Raw genomic sequence first — 23,638 nt, 5'->3', positions numbered from 1 at the left:
GCGTTCTCTGAGAGGATCGAACCCATGAGCCCGACGCCGCAGCGCCTCCAGATCACCGCGGCCTCCCCCGACCCCGCGCTCCTCGACCTGCCGTGGCACATCCCCCTCGAGGACTGGCCGGCGGAGACCCTCGCCGCCCTCCCGCGCGGCATCTCCCGGCACATCGTGCGGTTCGCCAAGATGTCGGGCCGGGTCATCGCGGTCAAGGAGATCGGCGAGACCGTGGCGTACCGCGAGTACGAGCTCCTGCGCCAGCTGCGCCGCCTCGACGTGCCGTCCGTGGAGCCCGTCGGCGTCATCACCGGGCGCAGCGACCCCTCCGGCGAGCGGCTCGAGGCGGTGCTGATCACCAAGCACCTGTCGTTCTCCCTGCCCTACCGCGCGCTGTTCAGCCAGTCGCTCCGTCCCGACACCGCGACGCGTCTCATCGACGCGCTCGCCGTGCTCATGGTCCGGCTGCACCTGGTCGGCTTCTACTGGGGCGACGTGTCGCTCTCGAACACGCTGTTCCGGCGCGACGCCGAGACCTTCGCGGCCTACCTCGTCGACGCGGAGACCGGCGACCTGCACGACAAGCTGTCCGACGGCCAGCGCGGATACGACCTCGAGGTCGCACGGGTCAACATCATCGGCGAGCTCATGGACCTGCAGGCCGGCGAGTTCCTCGAGGAGGACGTCGACGCCGTCGCCATCGGGGACGCCCTCGCCGAGCGGTACGGCGAGCTGTGGCGCGCCCTGACCGAGTCGGAGTCGTTCACGTTCGGCGACCGCTGGCGCGTCCAGGCCCGCATCGACCGCCTCAACGACCTGGGCTTCGACGTGGGGGAGCTCGACATCACCACGGACGTCGACGGCACCAGCGTGCGCATCCAGCCCAAGGTCGTCGACGCCGGGCACCACTCCCGCCGGCTCATGCGGCTCACGGGTCTCGACGTGCAGGAGAACCAGGCGCGCCGGCTGCTCAACGACCTCGACGAGTACCGCGCGGCCACCGACCGGCAGCGCGAGGACGAGTCGTTCGTCGCCCACGACTGGCTCACCGAGATCTTCGAGCCCGCCGTCCGCGCCGTCCCGCGTGACCTGCGCGGCAAGCTCGAGCCCGCGCAGATCTACCACGAGCTGCTGGACCACCGCTGGTTCCTGTCCGAGCAGGCGGGCCACGACGTGCCCATGAAGCAGACCGCCAAGAGCTACGTGAAGAACATTCTTCCCACGCGCCCCGACGAGCAGGCGATCCTCGGCGTGCAGGCCGGCGAGATCCCGGACACCGACATGATCCCGCGGGTCACCGACGACCAGATCCTCGGCTGACCTCGGTCAGCTCGCGCGCTGGCGGGCGACCTCGAACAGGGCGATGCCCGCGGCGACACCGGCGTTGAGCGACTCGACGGCCGACGCGATCGGGATCGACGCGATCGCGTCGCACTGCTCGCGGACCAGCCGGGACAGTCCCTTGCCCTCCGAGCCGACGACGAGCACCAGCGGGTCGTTGGCGTACGGCAGGTCGGTGATCGCCACGTCGCCGCCGCCGTCCAGCCCGACGACGAACACGCCCGCCGCCTTGAGCCCCTGCAGGGTCCGCACCAGGTTGGTCACGCGCGCCACGGGCACCCGCGCCGCGGCACCCGCCGACACCTTCCACGCCGACGCGGTCACGCCCGCCGCCCGACGCTCGGGCACCAGCACGCCGTGCGCCCCGAACGCGCCGGCCGACCGGAGCACCGCACCGAGGTTGCGGGGGTCGGTGACGCCGTCGAGCGCGACGATCAGCGCAGGCCGGTCGGACTCCGCCGCGGCGTCGAGAAGGTCCTCGTCGTCGGCGTACGCGTACGGGGGCACCTGGATGGCGACGCCCTGGTGCACGGAGCCGTCGGTGAGCCGATCGAGCTCGGAGCGGCTGACCTCGAGCAGCGGGTAGTTCTCGTTCCCGGCGAAGCTGATGATCTCGCGCGTGCGGTCGTCGGCCTCGAGCCGTGACGCCAGGTACACCGTCGACACCGGGATGCCCGCCCGGAGCGCCTCGACGACCGAGTTCCGGCCGGAGACGATCTCGTGGGTCGAGCTCTTGCGACCGCCCTTGGAGCCGGCGGCGCTGCGGCTCGCCGACGCCTGCTGGCGCCCCGACGTGCCGCGCGTGCCGGCGACGGCCCGGCGCTCCGCCGCGATCTTCGCCTTGTGCGCGGGGTGGTACTCGCGGTCCTCGGCCTTGGGCGTCGGCCCGCGACCCTCGAGCGACCGGCGGTTCTTGCCGCCCGTGCCCGCGCTGGCGGTCTTCTTCGAGCTGCCCTTGCGGACGGCCCCTCGACGCTCTGAGTTTCCGGCCATGTTCAGTTCTCCTCTGCGGTGTCGGGGCGGGCGGCCAGAGACCACCGCGCCCCGGAAGGTGAGTCCTCGACGACGACGCCGGCCGCGGCGAGGCGGTCCCGGATCGCGTCGGAGGTGGCGAAGTCACGGGCGGCCCGGGCCTGCGCGCGGGCCTCCAGCTCGGCGGCGACGACGGCCTCGAGCGCCCGCGCGTACCGCGCGTCGCTGCCGTGCGCCCGCCACTGCTGACCGCCCGGGTCCAGGCCGAGCACGTCGAGCATGGCCCGCAGCACGACCATGGCGTCGCGAGCCTCGGCGAGGTCGCCGCGCGCGAGCGCCGAGTTGCCGGTGCGCAGGTGCTCGTGGACCACCGCGAGCGCGGCCGGGACGTTGAGGTCGTCGTCCATGGCGGCGACGAACTCGGCGGGCAGCTCGACCGTGCCCACCTCGGCGTCGTCGGCCACGCCCACCTTCTCGGCCGCCCGCTCGACGAAGCCGGCCAGCCGGTCCCAGGTGGCCTCGGCCTCGCGCAGGGTGTCGTCGGTCCACTCGAGCATCGAGCTGTACTGCACGGCCGTCATGGCGTAGCGCAGGACGGACGCCCGCTCCTTGGCCAGCACCGCCGTGACCAGCAGCCCGTTGCCGAGCGACTTGCTCATCTTGGCGCCGCCCTGCGTGACCCAGCCGTTGTGCAGCCAGTACTGGGCGAACCCGTAGCCCGCGGCGCGCGACTGTGCCTGCTCGTTCTCGTGGTGCGGGAAGCGCAGGTCGAGCCCGCCGCCGTGGATGTCGAACGTGTCGCCGAGGTAGCGCTGCGCCATCGCCGAGCACTCGAGGTGCCAGCCGGGTCGACCGCGGCCGAACGGGGTGTCCCAGGCCGCCGTCTCCGGCTCGCCCGGCTTGGAGGCCTTCCAGAGCGCGAAGTCGCGGGGGTCCCGCTTGGCGTCGTCGTCGACCGTGCCGTCCGGCGCCGGGACCATGTCGTCGACCCGCTGGTTGGTCAGCGCGCCGTACTCCGGGTAGCTGCGGACGTCGAACCAGACGTCGCCGGGACCCGTGGTGTACGCGTGCCCGGTCTCGACCAGCCGGTCCATCAGCTCGACCATCGCCGGCACGTGACCGGTCGCGCGCGGCTCGTGGCTGGGCGGCAGCACGCCGAGCGCGTCGTACGCGGCGGTGAACGCCCGCTCGTTCGTCGTCGCCCAGGCCCACCACTGCTCGCCGGCGTCGGCCGCCTTGGCCAGGATCTTGTCGTCGATGTCCGTCACGTTGCGCACCAGCGTCACGCGGTGGCCGGTGCGGCGCAGCCAGCGCACCAGCACGTCGAACGCGACGGCCGAGCGGAGGTGCCCGATGTGCGGCGGCGCCTGCACCGTGGCCCCGCACAGGTAGATGCCGACCTCGCCGGGGACGAGCGGGACGAAGTCACGCACCGTCCGGGTCGCGGTGTCGAAGAGGCGCAGGGTCACGCGCCAAGGCTACCGGCGCGCCGCCCTCCCGCCTTTCACACCCCGGAAGGCCGTCACGACGCCCGATCCCGCCCAACGTCCGCACTCGATCGGCTGGGACCCCGCAGCACTGCGGACGCTGCCGTCCACCCAGGGGCGTCCGCACGACCGAGCGTCCCGGCGGCCGAATCTGCGGACGCAACCCAACCACCGCGCAACGTCCGAGGAGATGCGGGCTATGGGGCTCATTTGCTCGGACGTTGCGGCGGAAGGGGGGACCGTCAGCCGAAGGTCTTCTGCTCGCCTCGGTACGTCGGGACCGTGGTCTCGATGGTGCTGCCGCGGACCAGGTGGGCCTGCTCGAAGCGCTCCATGACCTCGCCGGACTTGGCGTGACGGAACCACACGCGGTCGCCGACGCGCAGGTCGGCGCCGCCGGAGAGCCGCAGCGGGGTCTGCACCTCGCCGGCGCCCTCGCGGCTGGTCAGCGCCAGCCCGGCGGGCCAGACCGGCCGGGGCTGGCGGGACTTGGTGGCCGGGCCGGAGGCGATGTAGCCGCCGCCGAACGCGGTGGCGAACCCCGGACCGGGGATGCGGACGACGTCGAGCCCGAAGAACGCGGCGGGCCGCGGGGTGAACGAGCGGTAGGCGTCGAAGAGCGTGGGGACGAAGAGCCCGGAGCCGGCGGTGACCTCGGTGACCACGGGGTCCGCGGCGCTCGTGGCCACCGAGCCGGAGCCGCCCGAGTTCACGAGGGTCAGGGAGTGCCCGACGGCGGTCTCGACGGCGTCGACGACGGCGGAGCGGCGGGTGGCCAGGTCGGCGATCGAGAAGCGCTTGACGGCGCGCACGGCGGGCGACGAGTCGGGCAGGCCGGCCACCTGGGCCTCGTAGAACATGACGCCCACGACGTCGACGCCCGGGCGGGCGGCGATCGCGGCGGCCAGCGCACCCGCGTCGGACGCGGAGTGCACGGGCGAGCGCCGGACGCCCAGGTGGGCTGCGACCGGGCCGAACCGCACCTTGAGGGACGCGTCGACGTCGAGGCACAGCCGCAGCGTCGCGCCGTGGGCCTGGGCGGCGCGGGCGGCGAGCTCGACCTGGGCGACGTCGTCGACCATGAGCGTGACGGCCGCGGCGGCGACCGGGTCCGCGGCCAGGGCGTCGAGCGCGCCGGTGTCGACGGTCGGGTAGCCCAGCAGGACGTCGTCGACACCCTGCCCGACCAGCCAGAGCGCCTCGCGCAGCGAGTACCCCATGACGCCGGCGAACCCGGGCAGCGCGAGCACCCGCTCGAGCACGTGCCGGACCCGCACGGACTTGCTGGCCACCCGGATCGGGGTGCCGGCGGCGCGGCGCACGAGGTCGGCGGCGTTGGCGTCGAGCGCGTCGAGGTCGACCACGGCCAACGGCGCGGGCAGGTGGTGCGTCGCCTCGTCGAGGCGATCGCCGAGGGTGCGGGTCATGCATCGGCTCCAGCCGTCAGAGGGGCTTCGTCGTGCTTCACGACGCCGAAGCGGCCGGCGAAGATCGCGACGGCGATCACGAGGACCGCCGGGACCGCGAAGCCCCAGCGCAGGTTGGACTGGCTGCCGATCACGCCGACGAACACGCCGCCGAGGACCGCGCCGATGTAGTTGAAGCCGTTGAGCCGCGCGACGACCGCGTCCGCGTGCCCGGGGGCCAGCTCGCCGGCCGACGAGAAGCAGAGCGGGGCGATCAGGCCCAGGCCCGCACCGGCGACGGCGAACCCGAGGACCGCCTGCAGCGGCGTCTGGCTGGTGATGACCAGGAGCAGCCCGGCGGCGCCGACCAGCGAGGCGACGCGCACGACGGGCGCCCGACCCCAGCGGCGGACGCAGGGGTCCCCGGCGAGGCGCGAGACCAGCGTCATGGCGAGATAGGCCGCGTACCCGAGCTTGGTGATCGTGCCGGTGGTGTCCAGCACCTCGTGCATGAAGATCGGGCTCCACGTGGAGACCGCCTGGTCGTTCACGTAGTAGGCGACGACGCCGAGCCCGAGCAGCAGCAGCGGCCCCCACGGGATCACGGGCTTGACGGGGTCGATGCGCGGCTCCGCCGGCGTCGGGACGGCGCCGACGGGTGCGACGACCTCGCGCCACGCCCCGCGCCAGACGATCGCCGAGACGACGGCGGCGACGACGGTGCCGAGCAGGAGCGTGAACGCGACCGGGTCGGTGGAGACGCGCCCGGTCGAGACGGCGACCAGGACCGTGCCGACGATCCCGCCGACCGACCACGACGCGTAGAAGCCGGTGAGCAGCGACTTCCCGTAGATGCCCTGGATGGCCACGGCCTGCATGTTGGTGCCGGCGTCGACCATGCCGAGCCCCACGCCGTACACCGCGAAGCCGCAGGCCAGCAGGGCGAACGTCGGCGCGACGGCGACCACGACGACGGCGACCGCGACCACGACGAGCCCGGTGCCGAGGACGGCCCGGCTACCGCCGGGGGTACGGGCGATCCGGTCGGCGACCAGCGTGCCCACCCCGGCCATGACGCAGACGCCCAGGATGACGGCGGCGATCGTCAGGTCGTCGATGCCGTAGCGGGTCTTGAACGAGTCGAGGCTCGTCAGGATCATCGCGAAGACGAACCCCTGCGCGGCGAACCCGAGGGAGCCGGCGACGCGGGCGCGCCGGGCGACGGCCGACACCGCCGCAGTGGGCAGGATCGCGCTCACGCGGGCGTCGTCGGGGCAGGCTCGAGCTCGTCGTCGGGCGCGAGCGCGGCCGGCACGGCGACGGTGGCGAGGAACTTGCCGAACCCCTGCAGCCCCTGGCGGGCGGTCTCCGAGTCGCCGTCCACCAGCCACGCGAGCGAGAAGCCGTCGACGACCGCGACGACCGTGCGGGCGAGCGTGCCGCGCGGCACCGTCCAGCCGACGTGGGCCGCCCGCTCGACCAGGTCGAGCACCTGCTCGGCCGCGGCCCACTGACCGCGGTACTGCTCGATGGCCACCTGGTTCAGCTCGGGGTGACGCAGCGAGGAGGTGGTCAGCTCATAGGAGAGGAGCTGGGGACCGCGCGACTCCTTGATCCCGGTCCAGAGGGCGTCGATGACGTTCTCGATGACGCTCTGGGTGTCCCCCTCCCCGCCGTCGGGGAGCTCGCCCAGGCTCCGCTCGAGGTTGGCCGACGTGATGGCGTGGGCCATCGCGCGCAGGAGCTCGTCCTTGTCCTGGAAGCAGTAGTGCACGACCCCCAAGGAAACCCCCGCCTCCGCGGCGACGGCGCGCACGGTGGCAGCATCGATGCCGTCCCGGCTCGCGACGGCGAGCGCAGCCTCGATGAGCTGTTCGCGCCTCTCGGCCACAGGCAAGCGATTCATGAAGGGTCCCCTCCCTCGTGCGACGGCCCGACCGGACGATCAATCACCGGTGGCGAGGCCGACGTCTCCCCAGTGCACAGTTCAATATCCCTTGTCACGATAGTCAAGGACCTGGCGCACTTGACTTGGACAACTGCCCAGTAAGACCCTTCGTCCTATGGGACGACTGCCGGCAGCCGGCGCCTGGCAGAACTGGGCACGCACCGCGAGCGCGACGCCGCGCCGCGTGCTGCATCCTCGTGACCTGGACGAACTGGTCGCGACCGTACGAAAAGGGGCGGCCGACGGCCTGTGCGTCCGCGCCGTGGGCGGCGGTCACAGCTTCACCCCCGTGGCGGTCACCGACGGGGTCCACCTGCGTCTCGACTCCATGGACGCGTTCGAGCGTGTCGCGCCCCAGCCGGACGGGACGACGCACGTCACGGTGGGCGCCGGGATCCGGTTGCACGCCCTCAACGCGCTCCTCGCCGACCACGGCCTGGCCATGCGGAACCTCGGCGACATCGACAAGCAGTCGATCGCGGGCGCCATCTCGACCGGCACCCACGGCACGGGCGCCGGCCTCGGCGGACTGGCCACGCAGGTGGTCGGCGTCCGACTGGTGACCGCGACGGGCGACGTCGTCGAGACCTCCGCCACGCAGCGGCCCGAGCTGTTCGAGCTCGCGCGCCTGGGCCTCGGCAGCGTCGGCGTGCTCGCCGCGGTGACGCTCGAGGTGGTGCCGGCGTACCGGCTCGAGGCGCGCGAGGAGCCGTGGCCCCTGGAGGCCGTCCTCGAGCAGCTGGACGGGCCGGACGGCCTGGTCGAGGGCAACGACCACTTCGAGTTCTACTGGTTCCCGCACACGCGCCGCGCGCTGACCAAGCGCAACAACCGGGTGGCCGACGACGTCGTACGGCCGCTGAACCCCGTCCGCGGATGGGTCGACGACGAGCTGCTCTCGAACGGGCTGTTCTCCCTCACCAACGGCGTGGCCACCCTGATGCCCTCGGCCACCGCGTCGATCAACGGCATCGCCGCCCGCGCTCTGAGCTCGCGCCGCTACACGGCCCCGTCGGCCGAGGTGTTCGTCTCGGCGCGGCGGGTGCGGTTCCGTGAGATGGAGTACGCCATCCCGCGCGACCGGCTGCGCGACGTCCTCAAGGAGATCGACGCCTGGATCGAGTCGACCGGCGAGCGGGTGCCGTTCCCGGTCGAGGTCCGGTTCGCCGCGGCGGACGACCTGTGGCTGTCGACGGCGCACGGGCGGCAGACCGCCTACGTCGCCGTCCACCAGTACCTGCGGCTGCCGTACGCGCGCTACTTCACCGCGGTCGAGCGCATCGTCGCGCAGGTGGGCGGGCGGCCCCACTGGGGCAAGATGCACTGGCTCGAGGCCGAGCAGCTCGGGGAGCTCTACCCGCGCTTCGCCGACGCCCAGCGGGTGCGCGCCCATGCGGACCCGGAGGGCGTGTTCAGCAACCCGTACCTCGACCGGCTGCTCGGCTCGCCGGAGCTGAGCACCCACCACGCGGCCTAGCGCCTCGCGACCGTCGACCCCCGGATCACCAGGCGCCCGGACACGTACTCGGTCCCCGAGCCGATGTCCACGCCGTCGAGGGCGGCGAACACCCGTTGCGCGGCGGTGCGCCCCAGCTGCTGCAGGTTGGCGTCGATGCTGGTCAGCTCCGGGCGGGCGTTGGTGGTCAGCACCTCCCAGTTGTCGAACCCCATGACCGCGAGGTCGCCGGGCACGCTCCGGTGCAGGTCCCGCGCGGTGTCCAGCGCGCCGCGGGCGATCTGGTCCGAGCCGCACAGGACCGCGTCGACGTCCGGGTGCCGGGCCAGCAGCATCGCGGCGGCGTCGCGCCCCCACCGTTCGGACCACTCGCTGTACATGACGTCGCCCACCAGCTCGAGGCCCACGGCGTGCAGGCCCGCGACGACGCCCGCCGCCCGGTCCCGGGCCGCGGCGTAGGCGTGCTCGCCGGTGATGTGCGCGATCCGCGTGCGACCGCAGGCGACCAGGTGCTCGACGGCGATGCGGCCGGCGCTGACGTTGTCGGGCGTGATGGACAGGTCGGAGGCGTCGTCGGACGGCGCGTACGCGTAGACGACGGGGACCGGGATGTCGTGGCCGAGCGACGGGCGCGGGTCGGTCTGCCGGCCCACCACGATGAGCCCGTCGACCCGGCGGCTGAGCAGCGCCCGCAGGTGGTACTGCTCGCGGATGGTGTCGCCGCGCGCGTCGCAGAGGAACACGTTGACCTGACCCGCGCCGAACGCGTCCTCGGCGCCCATGAGGATCGGGATGACGAACCGGCCCTCGAGGTCGCTGGTGAGCAGGCCGACGGTCCCGGTCCGCCCGGCGAGCAGCCCGCGCGCCAGCGGGTTCGGGCTGAACGACAGCCGGTCCGCGGCCTCGATCACGCGTTGCCGGGTCGTGTCCTTGACCTGGTCGCGGCCGTTGAGCGCCTTGGACGCCGTGGCCACCGACACGCCTGCGAGCCGGGCGACGTCCGAGAGGGTCACCGCGCGGGCCGGCTCGGTGCGTGCCACGGGCCCTCCCTCCTCGGCTTCGCGGCCCCCGGTGCCGCGTGCTGCGGCCGGCGTCGCGGTTCGTGATCGAACTGTAACCGTCCCACCCCGTTGACGCGCCACCCCCGGCCGAACTATCTTCAGAAAACCTTTTCGGCGAGTTTCGGGATCCGGTCGGTGGCACGGTGATCTCCTAGGTGAGCAGGTCCGGGCACCAAGGAGTCGGCGCGAAGCCGACTGTTCAGCCCACCCGATGTTCACGAACCGATAAGGGTTTCGCCCCATGACCCCCGGGGTGCCGACGACGGCACCCGCTCGACGAAGAGCACGAGGAGAGCCCCATGAGGATCACCCGCACCCGGCAGGCAGGCACACGCCTTGCTGCCGGGGTCGTCACGGCCGGCCTGCTGGTCGGCCTGGCGGCGTGCACCAGCGCGAAGGACGACACCAGCACCGGCGGCAGCACCGCTGACGTCACGGCCGGTACGGACGGCACCGACGACGGCACCAAGCTGACGCTCTGGACCCGCGCGCCGCTGGAGAAGCAGGCCAAGCTGCTGGTCGCCGCCTACAACGACTCGCACGAGAACCAGGTCGAGCTCACGGTCGTCCCCAACGACGACTACGTCGCCAAGGTCGGCGCCGCAGCGGGGTCGGACGGCCTGCCCGACCTGTTCGCCGCGGACATCGTCTACGTCCCGAACTGGGTCCAGCAGGGCCTCTTCCAGGACCTGACCGCCCAGATCGACGCGCTGCCGTACAAGGACGCGATCAACAAGGGCCACCTGACCGCCGGCACGCAGGACGGCAAGGAGCACGTGCTGCCGTTCGTCCTCGACCTGTCGATGCTGTTCTGGAACAAGGACCTCTACAAGGAGGCCGGCCTCGACCCCGAGACGCCGCCCGCCAACATGACCGAGTACGTCGCCAACGCCAAGGCGATCCAGGCCCTCAACAAGCCGGACACCTACGGCACGGCCACCGGGTTCAACTGCGGCGGCTGCCTGGTGTTCACCTGGTTCCCGTCGGTCTGGGCCGACGGCGAGCAGGTCATGAACGAGGACGGCACCGAGTCGCTGCTCAACAGCGACACGGCGAAGGACATCTACGGCGACTGGAAGGACATGTGGGACTCGGGCGCCGTGCTCCCGTCGTCCAAGGACGAGGCCGGACCGACGTGGACCGCAGGCTTCACCGAGGGCAAGGTCGGCCAGATGTTCTACCCGGCGACCCTGCTGTCGTCGACCACGGGCTTCGACGTCGGCGTCGCCGGCATCCCCGGGCCCAAGGGCGGCGCGTCCACGTTCGTCGGCGGCGACGGCATCGGCGTCTCGAAGGACTCCAAGAACGCCGCCCAGGCGTGGAACTTCCTGTCGTGGATGATGTCCGAGGACGCCCAGGTCGGCGTGCTGGCCAAGGACAACGACGTCGTCTCGCGCAGCGACCTGGCGGACAACGAGTACTCCTCCAAGGACCCGCGCCTGATCACGATCAACGAGGTGGCCGGCAAGGGTGACACCCCGGTCGCGCTGAACTTCCAGCAGGCGTTCAACGCGCCGAACAGCCCGTGGCTGACGCTCGTCCGCAACGCGGTCCTCGGCGACGGCAGCTCGGTCGACGCCGACAACGACGAGATCACGGCGGTGCTCGGGCAGTAGCTGCCCGACCTGTGGGGCGTCGCGGTGCCGCAGGGCACGGCGGCACCGCGGCGCCCCACAGCCGTCCGCCCCGTTGAGCTCGATCCCGCACGAGAGGCCCTCCGATGACCGTCCAGACGGCCGCCCCACCCCGGGCGGCGCAACCGCCGCCCCAGAACCGCCGCCGCGACGGCCACCGCCTGCGCGGCTGGGCCTACGCGTCGCCGACGGCGCTGTTCGTCCTCGTCCTGTTCGTGGTGCCGCTGATCCTCGTGTTCCGCATGAGCGCGTCGCAGTGGCCCCTGCTCTCGGGCGACCAGGGCATCAACTTCCCCGACAACTACACCGACGCGGTCACCAACCGGTTCTTCGTCGACTCGGTCCTGTTCACCCTGAAGTACACGATCCTGGCGACCGTCCTCCTCATCGCGCTGGGCCTCGGGCTCGCGCTGCTGGTGCAGGAGTCGACCCGGTGGAAGGGCCTGCTGCGCACCGCGTTCCTGGTGCCGAGCGCCCTCGGCCTGGCGTCGGCGTCGCTGCTGTTCTACGTCCTCTACTCGCCGCTCGCCGGCCCGCTCGCGCCCTTCATGGAGCGCATGGGCTGGAGCTTCCTGGGCACGCCCAACGCGGCGCTGGCGTCGACCCTGTTCCTCATCGTCTGGCGGTACGCCGGCTTCTACATGCTGCTCATGCTCGTGGGGCTCCAGTCGATCCCGGCGGACATCTACGAGGCGGCGCGGATGGACGGCGCCAACCGGTGGCACACGTTCAGCCGGATCACGATCCCGCTGCTCAAGCCGACGCTCGCCCTCACCACGATCCTCTGCGTCACAGGGTCGCTGCTGGCGTTCGAGCAGTTCTACATCCTCACCAAGGGCGGGCCGGACAACAGCACCATCACGGTGGTGCAGCTCATCTACTCGGTGGCGTTCCAGGGCCCCAACAACCTCGGCGTGGCTGCCGCGCTGTCCGTCATCGTCCTGGCCGCGCTCGTGGTCATCAACGTGGTCCAGCTCCGCGCGTTCCGCGGCTCGGACGAGAGCTGAGAGGGCCGACGATGACCATCGCCACCGTCACGCACGCCGCCCCGGAGGCCGAGCTCCCGCCGCCCCGTCGGACGGCACCGCCGACGACGATCGCCGGCCTGGCCCTGCGGACGCCGTTCTGGGTCTTCTCCGGCGCCATCGCCGTGATCTTCCTGTTCCCGCTGGTGTGGACCGCGTTCTCCTCGGTCGCCCCGCACCCCGGGACCGGGCAGGTCGACGGCTGGGGCTTCGGCAACTACGTCACGCTCGCGCACTACCAGGCGGGCATCTGGCAGTACCTGGCCAACTCCGTGTTCGTCTCGGGCCTGTGCGTCGTGCTCACGCTCGCCATCTCGACGCTGGGCGGGTACGCGTTCGCGCGGTTCCGCTTCCCAGGCCGCAACGCGCTGTTCCTGCTCACGCTGGCCATCCTCATGGTCCCGTACGCGACGCTGCTGATCCCGCTGTACGTGCTGCTCAACGCGATCGGCCTGCAGAACTCCCTGCTGGGCGTCGCGCTGGTGCTCACCATGTTCCAGCTGCCGTTCTCCACCTTCATGATGCGGATCTCGTTCGAGTCCGTGCCGCGCGAGCTGGACGAGGCCGCGATGGTGGACGGCTGCTCGACGTTCTCCGCGCTCTGGCGGGTGCTGCTGCCGGCCGTCAAGCCGGGCCTGATCACCGTCGGGCTGTTCGCGTTCCTGGCCGCGTGGAACGACTTCTTCGCGCCGCTGATCCTCATCAACGACTCGAACAAGCTGACGCTCCCGCTGGCCGTCGCCAACCTGCGCGTGCAGGTGCAGGGAGTCGTCGACTACGGCGCCACCGAGGCCGGCGTCGTGGTCCTGGCGCTGCCCTGCATCGTGCTGTTCCTCCTGCTCCAACGACACTACGTGCGCGGCTTCATGTCGGGCGCGCTCAAGGGATGACGACCATGACGACGACACGAGCGACGCCGGTCGCACCCACGAGCGGCGCGCTGCGCCCCCTCGGCCTCGACGAGGTCCGGATCACCGGGGGGTTCTGGGCCGACCGCCAGGAGGTCAACGGCTCCGCGAGCCTCGCGCACATCGAGCACTGGATGGAGCGCGAGGGGTGGATCGGCAACTTCGACGCCGCCGCCGCCGGCACCCTGGACGACGAGCACCGCGGGGGTCGGGAGTTCTCCGACTCCGAGGTCTACAAGCTGCTCGAGGCCATGGCGTGGGAGATCGGGCGCACCGGCGACACCACCCTCGACGGCCGGTTCGGCGCGCTCGTCGCCCGGGTCGCCGCCGCGCAGGAGCCGGACGGCTACCTCAACACGAACTTCGGGCGCCCGGGTCAGCGACCGCGGTACTCCGACCTCGAGTGGGGGCACGAGCTGTACTGCTACGGGCACCTGTTCCAGGCGGCCGTCGCCCGGGCACGCACGCGTCCCGACGCCGACGACGGGCTGCTCGCCGTGGCCCGCCGCGCCGCCGACCACGTCGTCGCGACGTTCGGCCCCGACGGCATCGCGTCGGTCTGCGGGCACCCGGAGGTCGAGCCGGCGCTGGCCGAGCTGGGGCGGACCGTCGGCGACCGTCGGTACGTCGACCAGGCCGCGCTGTTCGTGGAGCGCCGCGGCACGGGGACCCTTCGGGACATCGAGCTCGGCCGCGCGTACTACCAGGACGACGAGCCGGTCCGGGAGGCCACGGTCCTGCGCGGGCACGCGGTGCGGGCCAACTACCTGGCCGCCGGCGCGGTCGACGTGGCCGTCGAGACCCAGGACGCGGACCTGCTGAAGGCGCTGACCACGCAGTGGGAGAACACGGTCGCCCGGCGCACCTACGTCACCGGCGGCCAGGGCTCGCACCACGAGGGCGAGTCGTTCGGCGACGACTTCGAGCTCCCCCCGGACCGCGCCTACTCGGAGACCTGCGCGGGGATCGGCTCCGTGATGTTCTCGTGGCGCCTGCTCCTCGCGCAGGGCCTGCCCCGGTACGCGGACCTGCTCGAGCGCACCCTGTACAACGTCGTCGCCACGTCTCCGTCGGCGCAGGGCACCGCGTTCTACTACACGAACACGCTGCACCAGCGCCGGCCCGGCACCGTGCCGCCGGCCGACGTCGCCAGCCCGCGCGCGTCCTCCTCGTTGCGGGCGCCGTGGTTCGCCGTGTCGTGCTGCCCGCCCAACGTCGCCCGGACGCTGGCCAGCCTCGCGGCGTACGTGGCGACCACCGACGACGACGGCCTGCAGCTGCACCAGTACGCCCCGGCCCGCATCCGCACGACGCTGTCCGACGGCCGCCGCGTGGAGCTCGACGTCGACACCGCCTACCCGCGCGACGGCGCGGTCCGGGTGACCGTCGCGACGACCGAGGACCGTCCGTGGACCCTCACGCTGCGCGTCCCGGCCTGGGCGCAGGGCGCGACGCTGGTCACCCCGGAGGGCACCGAGCCCGCGCCGGTGGGGACCGTGTCGGTGCACCGGCGCTTCACCGCCGGCGACGTGGTCGAGCTGCACCTGCCGACGGCCCCCCGGGTCTCGACCGCCGACCCGCGCATCGACGCCGTGCGTGGCTGCGTCGTCGTCGAGCGCGGGCCGGAGGTGCTCTGCGTCGAGTCGGTCGACGCTGGAGCCGACGTCGGCGACCTGCGCCTGGACCTCGCAGCCGGGCTCCGGGAGGTCGACGGCAGCGTGCGGGCGACCCTCGTCACGCGGGCCGGCAGCGAGCCGACCTGGCCCTACGGCAGCCCCGCCGAGCAGCCCGCCGCGAACGCCGCCGAGGTGCCGCTGATCCCGTACCACGACTGGGCGAACCGGGGCCCCTCCACCATGCGCGTGTGGATCCCGGTGGCCTGATGCGTCGTCACCCGCGGGGGTGATCCCCGCGGGTGAGATCGGCGCGCACTGGCCTTGCGCCGGGCGGCAGGTGCAGAGTGTGCCGGTGGCACTCACCAGCAGGGCCGTCGTCGCCAGCGCGTACGGCGGACCGGAAGTCCTCCGCCTGATCGACGTCGACCCGGGCGACCCGGGTCCCGGCAACGTGCTCGTCGAGGTCCGGGCGGCGGGGGTCAACCCCACCGACTGGAAGGGCTACGCGGCCCGCCCCGGCGCGGACCCCGCGAAGCTGCCGCTGCGGCTGGGCTACGAGGTCTCGGGCGTCGTCAGCGCCGTCGGGCCGTCCGTGCGCTGGCTCGTCCCTGGCGACGAGGTGATCGCGTGGCGGGTCCGGGGCGGCTACGCCGACCGGATCGTCGTCTCCGAGCAGGTGACCGTCCGCCGGCCCCAGAACCTCGACTGGCCCGCCGCGTCGGGCCTCCTGCTGACGGGCGCCACGGCGGTGCACACCCTGAGCGCGACCGGGACGCACGACGGGGACGTCGTGCTCGTGCACGGCGGCTCCGGGGGCGTCGGCCGCATGGTCGTCCAGCTGGCGGTGCTCCGCGGTGCCCAGGTCATCGCGACCGCGTCCCCGTGGCACCACGACGACCTGCGGAACCTCGGCGCGACCCCCGTCGCCTACGGCGAGGGGCTGCTCGACCGCATCGCCGAGGCCGTCCGCTCCACGGGACCGGTGACGGTGGCCATCGACACCGTGGGAACGGACGAGGCCCTCGACACGTCGGTCGCCCTCGTGGCCGACCGCGCGCGCGTCGCGACGATCGCGGGCTTCCGCCGGGCGGGCGAGCTGGGCATCAAGGCCCTCGGCGGCGGCCCGGGTGCCGATCCCGGGGACGCCGTGCGCGAGGCCGCGCGCGCCCAGCTGGCGGAGCTGGCGTCGGACGGGACGCTCGACGTCCGCGTGGCCCAGGTGTACCCGCTGTCGGAGGTGGCGCAGGCGCACCGCGACGGCCAGGCGGGGCACTCCGCGGGCAAGCTGGTGCTGATTCCCTAGGCCCGTCAGAAGGGCAGGGGCGGCGGCGTCTCGGTGATCTCGCGGCGGTGCTGCTCGTCGAGCCCACGCAGTCCGGCGCTGGTCGCCTCGAGCACCTCGAGCGGGACGCGGACGCGCACCCGGACCGCCTGGACACCGGTCTCGCGGTGGGGCAGATGGGGGTGCGCGAGCGCTCCCACCACGGGGAGCCTCTCGGTGGGTGCCTCCGACGACTGTGTCACGCCGGGGACGGTACCTGCCCATCCCAACCGGACGCCAGCCCAGATTTCGGGCACGCCGCTGACCTGCCCGCACGCGCCGGGATCACGTCGCGCCGATGTCCGCCGCCAGGGCGCGCAGCTCGTCGAGCACGCGGCGCACCACCAGCCGCTCGGCCCGGTCCCGCCGCAGCAGCGCGTCGATCCGGCGGCCCGCGCGCACCCCCGCCAGCGGCACGAGCCGCACGTGCGCACCGCCGCCGAACGTGTACCGGGGCAGCAGCGAGACGCCGTGCCCGGCCGCGACGAGCGCCTCGACCACGTGGAAGTCGTTCACGCGGTGGACGATCCGCGGCGCGGCTCCGGAGCGGGCCCCGACCGCACCCAGCACCGTCGCCACGGGGAAGCCCTCGCGCACGGCGATCCACGGCAGGTCGCGCAGGTCCTCCGGGTGCACCTGCGCGCGCCCGGCCAGCGGGTGGTCGAGCGGCACCGCGACGTCGAGCGGCTCCCGCAGCAGCGGCACCACGCGGACGGCCGCCCCGCCCGCCCAGACGGCGCCGCCGTCGGGCCGGTGCGCGACGACGACGTCCATCCGGTCGGTGAGGCCGACGAAGTCGTCCTGCGCGACGTCCTCGTCGGTGCACTCGAGCGTGATGCCGTCGAGCTCCGGCAGCTCCGTGACCCGCGTGAGCAGCGCCGGGAGCAGCAGCTGCGCGCCGCTCTGGAACGCCGAGACCCGGACGACGCCCTGCGGCCGCTCGAGGAACTCGGCGCACGCGGCCCGCGCCCGCTCCAGCGCGACGGCCACGTCCACCGCGGCGACCGCCAGCGCCTCGCCGGCCGGCGTCAGCCGCAGACCCCGACCCACGCGCTCGGTCAGCGGCACACCGACCTCGCGCTGCAGCTGGGCGACCTGCTGGGAGACCGCCGAGGGCGTCAGGTGCAGCACCGCCGCCGCGGCCGTGACGCCGCCTTGGCTGCCGATGGTCCGGAGGGTCTCGAGAGCGCGCGGATCCATGAAGCGACGCTACATCGTCATGTCATTTCTCTGCGCTGGTGCTGCAGGGTGCGTGGCCCGCATGCTCGGACCATGCCCGCCCGCGACCGCCTGCTCGCCGTCCTCGTCGCCGTGTGCTGGGGTCTCAACTTCCCGGCCATCCACCTGTCGCTGGAGCAGTTCCCCCCGTTCTTCCTGGTCGCCCTGCGCTTCGCGCTCATCGCCGTCCCGACGATCCTGCTGGTCCGCCGCCCCACCGCTCCATGGCGCTGGATCGTCCTCTATGGCCTCGGGTTCGGCGTCCTGCAGTTCGTGTTCCTCTACCTGGCCATGTCGTCAGGCATGCCCACCGGTCTCGCGTCGCTGGTGCTCCAGTCGTCCGCGCCGTTCACCGTGGTGCTGGCGGGGGTGTTCCTGCGCGAGCGGATCACCGCCCGGCAGGGGGCGGGCATCCTGCTCGCCGTGGCGGGCCTGGGCGGCATCGCGGCGCACCGGGCCGGGCTCGCGGGCGGCGCGACACTGGTCCCCGTGCTCCTCACGCTCTGCGGGGGGCTCGGCTGGGCCGTCGGCAACCTCGGCAACCGCCGCGCGGTGCAGGCGCAGCCCGGCGAGCCGTTCCGGCTGATGCTCTGGATGTCCGTCGTGCCGCCGCTCCCCATGCTGGCGCTCTCCCTCGCCGTCGAGGGCCCGGAGCGCATCGCCGGCTCGTTCCACGACCTCGGCAGCGCACAGGGCCGCCTCGCGGTCGGCGGCCTCCTGTTCACCGTCGTCGTCGCGACCCTGGTCGGCTCCGGGCTGTGGACCACGCTCATGGGGCGGCACCCGTCGAGCACCGTGGCGCCGTTCTCGATGCTCGTCCCGGTCGTCGGCATCGCGGCCTCGTGGCTGCTGCTGCGCGAGCGGACGTCCGCCGCCGAGCTGGCGTGGGGCGCGCTGGTGGTCGGCGGCGTGCTGCTGGGCAGCACGCGAGCCCGGGTGTCGCCCGCGCGTCAGCCCGCGACGACGAGCGCGGTGGCGATCGCGGCGACGCCCTCGCCCCGGCCGGTCAGCCCGAGCCCGTCGGTGGTCGTGGCGGAGACGCTCACGGGCGCTCCGACCGCCGCCGAGAGCGCCGACTCGGCCTCGGCACGCCGCTGACCGACCTTCGGGCGGTTGCCGATCACCTGGACCGCCACGTTGCCGATGATGAACCCGGCCGCCCGGACCCGGGCCGCAGCCTCGGCCAGCAGCGCGGCGCCCGCGGCACCGGCCCACCGGGGCTCCGACGTGCCGAAGTTCGACCCGAGGTCGCCCAGGCCCGCCGCCGACAGCAGCGCGTCCGCCGCGGCGTGCGCCGCGACGTCGGCGTCGGAGTGCCCGGCCAGCGGCCGCTCCCCCGGCCATGCCAGGCCCGCGAGGTGCAGGACGGCGTCCGGCGCGGGGTCGGGGTCGTAGGCGTGCACGTCGACGCCGATCCCGGTGCGTGGCAGCTGGCTCACTCGTCGTCCTCCGTCGGCAGCGCGGCGACCGCGAGGTCCCGGGCGGTCGTGATCTTGGCGGCCCGCTCGTCGCCGGCCACCACCCACACGGGCTCGCCCAGCCGCTCGACCAGACCCGCGTCGTCGGAGGCCGCCAGCGCCTCGTCGTGGGCATCCACGGCGCCCCGCTGGTGCGCGCGCAGCAGCAGGTCGCGGGAGAAGCCCTGAGGCGTCTGGACGGCGCGCAGCTCGGCGCGGGGCACCGTCTCGAGCACGGGCTCCACGTCGACCCCGCGGTGGGCGGCGACGCGCTTGATGGTGTCGGTGACCGGCAGACCGGGCACCACGGCGGGGTGCCCGTCGCGCACCGCGTCGACCACGCGGGCGACGAGCGACGGCGGCGCCAGCGGGCGGGCCGCGTCGTGCACCAGCACGACGTCGACGTCGCGCCCCCGGGGGTCGCCAACGAGCGCCGCGAGGCCCGCGGCGACGGACGCCTGCCGGGTGGCTCCGCCGGCGACGACGAGCAGTGCCACGTCGTCGGACAGGTGCGCCAGCTCCCGCTCGATCGCGTCGAGGTGGAACGCGGGCGCCGTCACCACCAGCACCCGGACGCGCTCGTCGCCCGCCGCGCGAGCCGCCAGCAGGTTGCCGGCGGCGTGCGCGACGAGCGACTGACCTTCCAGAGGCACCAGGGCCTTCGGGAGGGAATGACCGAGCCTGCTGCCGCTCCCGGCGGCAGTCAGGACAGCAGCGACGGTCACCGGTGAGGTGGCGTCAGGAAGCGAGAACCTCGTCGAGGATCGCTTCGGCCTTCTCCTCCTCGGTGTGCTCGGCGAGTGCGAGCTCCGAGACGAGGATCTGGCGGGCCTTGGCGAGCATGCGCTTCTCGCCCGCAGACAGGCCGCGGTCGGCGTCCCGGCGGGAGAGGTCACGGACGACCTCGGCCACCTTGATGACGTCGCCCGACGCGAGCTTCTCGAGGTTCGCCTTGTAGCGACGGGACCAGTTGGTCGGCTCTTCGGTGTACGGCGCGCGGAGAACCTCGAACACCTTGTCGAGACCCTCCTGACCCACGACGTCCCGCACGCCCACCAGGTCGACGTTCTCAGCCGGGACCTCGATGGTGAGATCTCCCTGAGCGACCTTGAGCTTGAGGTAGAGCTTGTCCTCTCCGCGGATGGTTCTGGTCTTGATCTCTTCGATCAATGCCGCACCGTGGTGCGGGTAGACAACGGTCTCCCCAACAGTGAAAGTCATCTGCAGGTGTCCCCTTTCGCAGAGGGGTATCTTATCACGCCCATTTTCGCCTTTTGCCGGGCGAATACCGCCATCCGCGCAGGTCAACGGGCTGCCCGGCCGAGCGCCCCGCGCGGAGGGCGCACGGTCCGGTCCGGGCTAGGCTTGCCCCGACGGAGGACCCGTCGACAGCCACGCTGCAGCCGCCTGACGCCCGAGGAGTCATCGTGACCTCGCCCCGCCCCCGCACCCTTCGGGCTGCCGCCCTCGCCGCCGGCGCCGCCGCCGTCGGCCTGGTGCTCGCCGGCTGCTCCGCCACCAACCCGATCACCACCGAGGACCCGTACGGCGCCTCCGACGGCGTCCGGATGACGCTGGGCGACGTGCGCGGCAGCAACCTCCTGGTCGTCTCCGAGGCCGAGGGCGAGCCCGGCAACCTCCTGGGGGGGCTCATCAACGACGGCACCGAGAACCGCGTCGTCACCGTCTCCGCGGGCGACACCTCCGAGACGGTCGAGCTGGGCCCGAAGGAGACCGTGCTGCTCGGCGGCGGCGACGCGCCGGAGGACGGCCAGGCGAGCATCATCTTCGAGTCCGTCGACGTCCCGCCGGGCGCGGTCCTCGTCGTGACCTTCTCGACCCCCGAGGACGGCTCCGTCACGGCCAACCTCCCGGTGCTCGACGGCTCCCTGCCCGAGTACGCGACGTCGGTGCCGACGCCCTCCAGCTGAGCGCGCACGACAGAGGGGCCGTCCGGATCCGGACGGCCCCTCTGTCGTTCCGGGTTCGGCTGCTCAGCCGAAGCGGCCCGAGATGTAGTCCTCCGTGGCCTGCTCGCGGGGCGAGGAGAAGATCGTCGACGTCTCGTCGATCTCGACCAGCCGGCCCGGCTGCCCGGTCGCGGCGAGGTTGAAGAAGGCGGTCCGGTCCGAGACGCGGGCGGCCTGCTGCATGTTGTGGGTGACGATGACGATCGTGTAGTCCGACTTCAGCTCGGCGATGAGGTCCTCGATCGCCAGGGTCGAGATCGGGTCGAGGGCCGAGCACGGCTCGTCCATGAGCAGCACCTGCGGCTTGACCGCGATCGCGCGGGCGATGCAGAGGCGCTGCTGCTGGCCGCCCGACAGGCCCGAGCCCGGGCGGTTGAGCCGGTCCTTGACCTCGTTCCACAGGTTCGCGCTGCGCAGCGACGTCTCCACGACCTCCTCGGCGTCGGACTTGGAGATGCGCTTGTTGTTCAGCTTGATGCCGGCCAGCACGTTCTCCGCGATCGACATCGTCGGGAACGGGTTGGGGCGCTGGAACACCATGCCGACCTGGCGACGGACCGCGACCGGGTCGACGTCGGCGCCGTACATGTCGATGCCGTCCATCGCGACCGACCCCTGCACGTACGCGCCCGGGATCACCTCGTGCATCCGGTTGAGGGTGCGCAGGAAGGTCGACTTGCCGCAGCCCGACGGGCCGATGAACGCGGTGACGGACCGGGGCTCCACCGACATACCGACGTCGGCGACCGCCTTGAAGTCGCCGTAGAAGATGTTCAGGTCCTTGACGTCAATTCGCTGTGCCATGGGGATGTGTCTCCTTGTGGGGCTCAGGCCCGGGTCTTCGGCGCGAACCAGCGGCTCACGCCACGCGCCACGAGGTTGAGCAGCATGACGACCAGGATGAGCACGAGTGCCGCGCTCCAGGCCCGGTCATAGTTGATCGTCGCGATGCAAGCGTCGTCTCCGGGGGCGCAGGGCACAAGCCCGGCCGCGTACTGCCGGTACACGTAGACCGGCAGCGTCATCATGTTGCCCTCGAAGACGTTGTTGTTGATCGAGTCGGTCGCGCCGACCGTGATGAGCAGCGGCGCGGTCTCGCCGATGACCCGGGCGATCGCGATCATGACGCCCGTCGTGATGCCGGCGACCGCCGTGCGGAGCACGATCCGGATGATCGTGAGCCACTTGGGCACGCCCAGCGCGAACGACGCCTCGCGCAGCTCGTTGGGGACCAGCCGCAGCATCTCCTCGGTCGAGCGGATGACCACGGGGATCATGAGCACCGAGAGGGCGACCGCGCCCACCACCCCGCTGGTCGCACCTGGTCCGACGACGAGGTAGAACAGCGCGAACGCGAACAGACCGGCGACGATCGACGGGATGCCCGTCATGACGTCGACGAGGAACGTGACGGACCGCGCGAGCGAGCCGGACCCGTACTCGACGAGGTAGACCGCCGTGAGGATGCCGATCGGCACCGAGATGAGCGTCGCCAGGCCGGTGATGAGGAGGGTGCCGAGCAGCGCGTGGTAGACGCCGCCCGCGTCCATGCCGCCGTACACGTTGCGCATCGAGTGCGTGAGGAAGTAGAGGTCGAACCGGCCCATGCCGTTCGCGATGACGCTCCAGACGAGCGAGACCAGCGGGATCATCGCGAGGACGAAGGCGCCCCAGATGAGCACCCGCATGATGCGGTCGGTGCGGCGGCGCCTGGGGTCGACCTGGCCGAGCAGGCGGCGCAGCTCGGCGGTCTCCGGGGTGAGGGTGTCGCTGATGGCCATGGTCAGTTCGCCCCCGAGAATTCCTTGCGCCGCGCGATGATGCCGCGGGCAGCCAGATTGACGAGCAGCGTGATGACGAACAGCGCCAGACCGGTCGCGATGAGGGTCGAGCGGCCGATGTCGTTGGCGTCGTTGAACCGGGCCGCGATGTTCGCGGCGATGGTCTGCTGCTGGCTCGCGACCAGCAGCTGGAACGAGTAGAGCAGTCCGGGCGACAGGATCATGAGGACGGCCATCGTCTCGCCGAGCGCGCGCCCGAGACCGAGCATGGCGGCGGAGGTGACCCCCGAGCGACCGAACGGCAGGACGGCCATCCGGATGAGCTCCCAGCGCGTCGCGCCGAGGGCCAGGGCGGCCTCCTCGTGCAGGCGCGGCGTCTGCAGGAACACCTCGCGGCTCACGGCCGTGATGATCGGCAGGATCATCACCGCGAGCACGATCGCGGTCGTCATGAGGACGCGCGGCGGGTTCGAGGCGTTGCCGTTGGCGTCGCCGGCGAACAACGGGATCCAGCCGAAGTAGTCCACGAGGAACTGCCACACCGGCTGGACCTTGGGCGCGAGCACCTGCACGCCCCACAGTCCGAACACCACGGACGGGATCGCGGCGAGCAGGTCGACCACGTAGCCGAGCACCGACGCCATCCGGCGCGGCGCGTAGTGCGAGATGAACAGCGCGATCCCGACCGCGACCGGCACCGCGATGACCAGCGAGACGATGGCGGCCAGGATCGTGCCGAAGACCAGCGGCCCGACGACCGTCCAGAGGTTGCCGCCCTCGGGGATCCACGGGACCACCGAGGCGAGGTCGCCGTGGGTGAGCGCCGGCATGGCCTCGATGAGCAGGAAGATGGCGACCGCTGCGAGCACGGCGAGGATGACGATGCCGGACCACACCGCCAGGTACCGGAACCCGCGGTCGAGGCCGCGATCGGTCGGCTTGGAGCGGCGTCTCCGCGGAGGTGCTGCCGGCGCGGTGGCCGGGGTCATCGCTGTCGTGGGCGAGGCCAACGGATCTCTCCTGTCGAGGGAGTCGTAGTGCGTCGT

At 72.6% G+C, this 23,638-nt stretch carries 22 protein-coding genes and 1 pseudogene; 9 read left to right on the top strand and 14 right to left on the bottom strand.

Annotated features, from left to right (window positions below; all coding sequences use genetic code 11):
- The first annotated feature begins 24 nt into the window (after positions 1 to 24).
- A complete protein-coding gene (locus AC1DT4_RS15710; protein WP_477090733.1) occupies positions 25 to 1,311 on the top strand; it encodes a DUF4032 domain-containing protein in 1,287 nt (428 codons plus the stop codon).
- Positions 1,312 to 1,317: 6 nt separating this feature from the next.
- Here AC1DT4_RS15710 and rlmB read toward each other — a convergent pair whose 3' ends face one another.
- The 5 genes from rlmB to AC1DT4_RS15685 form a co-directional block, all read right to left on the bottom strand.
- Positions 1,318 to 2,325, bottom strand: coding sequence for a 23S rRNA (guanosine(2251)-2'-O)-methyltransferase RlmB (rlmB, locus tag AC1DT4_RS15705; protein ID WP_477090732.1), 1,008 nt, complete (start codon positions 2,323 to 2,325; stop codon positions 1,318 to 1,320).
- A gap of 2 nt (positions 2,326 to 2,327) precedes the next feature.
- On the bottom strand, positions 2,328 to 3,773 hold the full coding sequence (gene cysS, locus AC1DT4_RS15700) for a cysteine--tRNA ligase (RefSeq protein WP_477090731.1): 1,446 nt from the start codon (positions 3,771 to 3,773) through the stop codon (positions 2,328 to 2,330).
- A gap of 260 nt (positions 3,774 to 4,033) precedes the next feature.
- On the bottom strand, positions 4,034 to 5,218 hold the full coding sequence (locus AC1DT4_RS15695) for an alanine racemase (protein WP_477090730.1): 1,185 nt from the start codon (positions 5,216 to 5,218) through the stop codon (positions 4,034 to 4,036).
- On the bottom strand, positions 5,215 to 6,456 hold the full coding sequence (locus AC1DT4_RS15690) for an MFS transporter (protein WP_477090729.1): 1,242 nt from the start codon (positions 6,454 to 6,456) through the stop codon (positions 5,215 to 5,217). Before AC1DT4_RS15690 ends, AC1DT4_RS15695 begins: the two co-directional genes overlap by 4 nt.
- Positions 6,453 to 7,103 (bottom strand): TetR/AcrR family transcriptional regulator, encoded by a 651-nt coding sequence (locus AC1DT4_RS15685; protein ID WP_477090728.1) that lies wholly within the window; start codon positions 7,101 to 7,103, stop codon positions 6,453 to 6,455. The genes AC1DT4_RS15690 and AC1DT4_RS15685 overlap by 4 nt, the downstream gene beginning before the upstream one ends.
- 157 nt (positions 7,104 to 7,260) lie before the next feature.
- Between AC1DT4_RS15685 and AC1DT4_RS15680 the strand changes: the two genes are divergently transcribed.
- Positions 7,261 to 8,622 (top strand): D-arabinono-1,4-lactone oxidase, encoded by a 1,362-nt coding sequence (locus AC1DT4_RS15680; RefSeq protein ID WP_477090727.1) that lies wholly within the window; start codon positions 7,261 to 7,263, stop codon positions 8,620 to 8,622.
- Here AC1DT4_RS15680 and AC1DT4_RS15675 read toward each other — a convergent pair.
- Complete coding sequence (locus AC1DT4_RS15675; protein WP_477090726.1) at positions 8,619 to 9,641, bottom strand: LacI family DNA-binding transcriptional regulator; 1,023 nt, start codon at positions 9,639 to 9,641, stop codon at positions 8,619 to 8,621. The two genes, AC1DT4_RS15680 and AC1DT4_RS15675, sit on opposite strands and share 4 nt — an antisense overlap.
- A 320-nt stretch (positions 9,642 to 9,961) precedes the next feature.
- Here AC1DT4_RS15675 and AC1DT4_RS15670 point away from each other — a divergent pair, with 320 nt between their 5' ends.
- From AC1DT4_RS15670 to AC1DT4_RS15650, 5 genes are all read left to right on the top strand, one after another.
- Positions 9,962 to 11,278: an ABC transporter substrate-binding protein gene (locus tag AC1DT4_RS15670; protein ID WP_477090725.1), complete on the top strand. Its 1,317-nt coding sequence runs from the start codon at positions 9,962 to 9,964 to the stop codon at positions 11,276 to 11,278.
- A 104-nt stretch (positions 11,279 to 11,382) separates the two neighbouring features.
- Entirely contained in the window at positions 11,383 to 12,303 is a 921-nt protein-coding gene (locus AC1DT4_RS15665; RefSeq protein WP_477090724.1) for a carbohydrate ABC transporter permease, read from the top strand.
- Positions 12,304 to 12,314: 11 nt separating this feature from the next.
- Positions 12,315 to 13,211: a carbohydrate ABC transporter permease gene (locus tag AC1DT4_RS15660; protein ID WP_477090723.1), complete on the top strand. Its 897-nt coding sequence runs from the start codon at positions 12,315 to 12,317 to the stop codon at positions 13,209 to 13,211.
- Complete coding sequence (locus tag AC1DT4_RS15655) at positions 13,208 to 15,112, top strand: glycoside hydrolase family 127 protein (RefSeq protein ID WP_477090722.1); 1,905 nt, start codon at positions 13,208 to 13,210, stop codon at positions 15,110 to 15,112. Before AC1DT4_RS15660 ends, AC1DT4_RS15655 begins: the two co-directional genes overlap by 4 nt.
- An 85-nt stretch (positions 15,113 to 15,197) precedes the next feature.
- Positions 15,198 to 16,148 (top strand): NADP-dependent oxidoreductase, encoded by a 951-nt coding sequence (locus AC1DT4_RS15650; protein WP_477090721.1) that lies wholly within the window; start codon positions 15,198 to 15,200, stop codon positions 16,146 to 16,148.
- A 5-nt stretch (positions 16,149 to 16,153) separates the two neighbouring features.
- Here AC1DT4_RS15650 and AC1DT4_RS15645 read toward each other — a convergent pair whose 3' ends face one another.
- The gene (locus AC1DT4_RS15645; RefSeq protein ID WP_477090720.1) at positions 16,154 to 16,369 is read right to left on the bottom strand and encodes a hypothetical protein; all 216 of its coding nucleotides are present in this window, start codon (positions 16,367 to 16,369) and stop codon (positions 16,154 to 16,156) included.
- 82 nt (positions 16,370 to 16,451) lie between these two features.
- Entirely contained in the window at positions 16,452 to 17,366 is a 915-nt protein-coding gene (locus AC1DT4_RS15640) for a LysR family transcriptional regulator (protein WP_477090719.1), read from the bottom strand.
- Between the two features lie 72 nt (positions 17,367 to 17,438).
- Between AC1DT4_RS15640 and AC1DT4_RS15635 the strand changes: the two genes are divergently transcribed.
- Positions 17,439 to 18,482 carry an EamA family transporter gene (locus AC1DT4_RS15635; RefSeq protein ID WP_477090718.1) on the top strand — a complete coding sequence of 348 codons (1,044 nt, stop codon included), beginning with the start codon at positions 17,439 to 17,441 and terminating at the stop codon, positions 18,480 to 18,482.
- On the opposite strand, the pseudogene AC1DT4_RS15630 reads toward AC1DT4_RS15635, so the two are convergent.
- The 3 genes and pseudogenes from AC1DT4_RS15630 to AC1DT4_RS15620 all read right to left on the bottom strand — a co-directional run.
- Positions 18,404 to 18,787: pseudogene (locus AC1DT4_RS15630) on the bottom strand (2-C-methyl-D-erythritol 2,4-cyclodiphosphate synthase); the annotation flags it as partial. The gene AC1DT4_RS15635 and the pseudogene AC1DT4_RS15630 sit on opposite strands and share 79 nt — an antisense overlap.
- A gap of 32 nt (positions 18,788 to 18,819) precedes the next feature.
- Complete coding sequence (gene ispD, locus AC1DT4_RS15625; protein WP_477090717.1) at positions 18,820 to 19,566, bottom strand: 2-C-methyl-D-erythritol 4-phosphate cytidylyltransferase; 747 nt, start codon at positions 19,564 to 19,566, stop codon at positions 18,820 to 18,822.
- Between the two features lie 13 nt (positions 19,567 to 19,579).
- Positions 19,580 to 20,062 (bottom strand): CarD family transcriptional regulator, encoded by a 483-nt coding sequence (locus tag AC1DT4_RS15620; protein WP_055916922.1) that lies wholly within the window; start codon positions 20,060 to 20,062, stop codon positions 19,580 to 19,582.
- Positions 20,063 to 20,268: 206 nt separating this feature from the next.
- Between AC1DT4_RS15620 and AC1DT4_RS15615 the strand changes: the two genes are divergently transcribed.
- Positions 20,269 to 20,772: a hypothetical protein gene (locus AC1DT4_RS15615; RefSeq protein WP_477090716.1), complete on the top strand. Its 504-nt coding sequence runs from the start codon at positions 20,269 to 20,271 to the stop codon at positions 20,770 to 20,772.
- A 63-nt stretch (positions 20,773 to 20,835) separates the two neighbouring features.
- Here AC1DT4_RS15615 and pstB read toward each other — a convergent pair whose 3' ends face one another.
- From pstB to pstC, 3 genes are read right to left on the bottom strand one after another with little or no spacing between them, the layout of a single operon-like run.
- On the bottom strand, positions 20,836 to 21,615 hold the full coding sequence (gene pstB / locus AC1DT4_RS15610) for a phosphate ABC transporter ATP-binding protein PstB (protein WP_477090715.1): 780 nt from the start codon (positions 21,613 to 21,615) through the stop codon (positions 20,836 to 20,838).
- Between the two features lie 23 nt (positions 21,616 to 21,638).
- Positions 21,639 to 22,592 carry a phosphate ABC transporter permease PstA gene (pstA, locus tag AC1DT4_RS15605; RefSeq protein ID WP_477090714.1) on the bottom strand — a complete coding sequence of 318 codons (954 nt, stop codon included), beginning with the start codon at positions 22,590 to 22,592 and terminating at the stop codon, positions 21,639 to 21,641.
- A 2-nt stretch (positions 22,593 to 22,594) separates the two neighbouring features.
- Positions 22,595 to 23,581 carry a phosphate ABC transporter permease subunit PstC gene (gene pstC, locus AC1DT4_RS15600; RefSeq protein WP_477090757.1) on the bottom strand — a complete coding sequence of 329 codons (987 nt, stop codon included), beginning with the start codon at positions 23,579 to 23,581 and terminating at the stop codon, positions 22,595 to 22,597.
- Positions 23,582 to 23,638 lie beyond the last annotated feature (57 nt).

The sequence above is a fragment of the Cellulomonas sp. P4_D11 genome (assembly GCF_056401915.1).
Note: the sequence above shows the minus strand (reverse complement) of the source record. Positions and strands in the feature narration are given on the sequence as shown.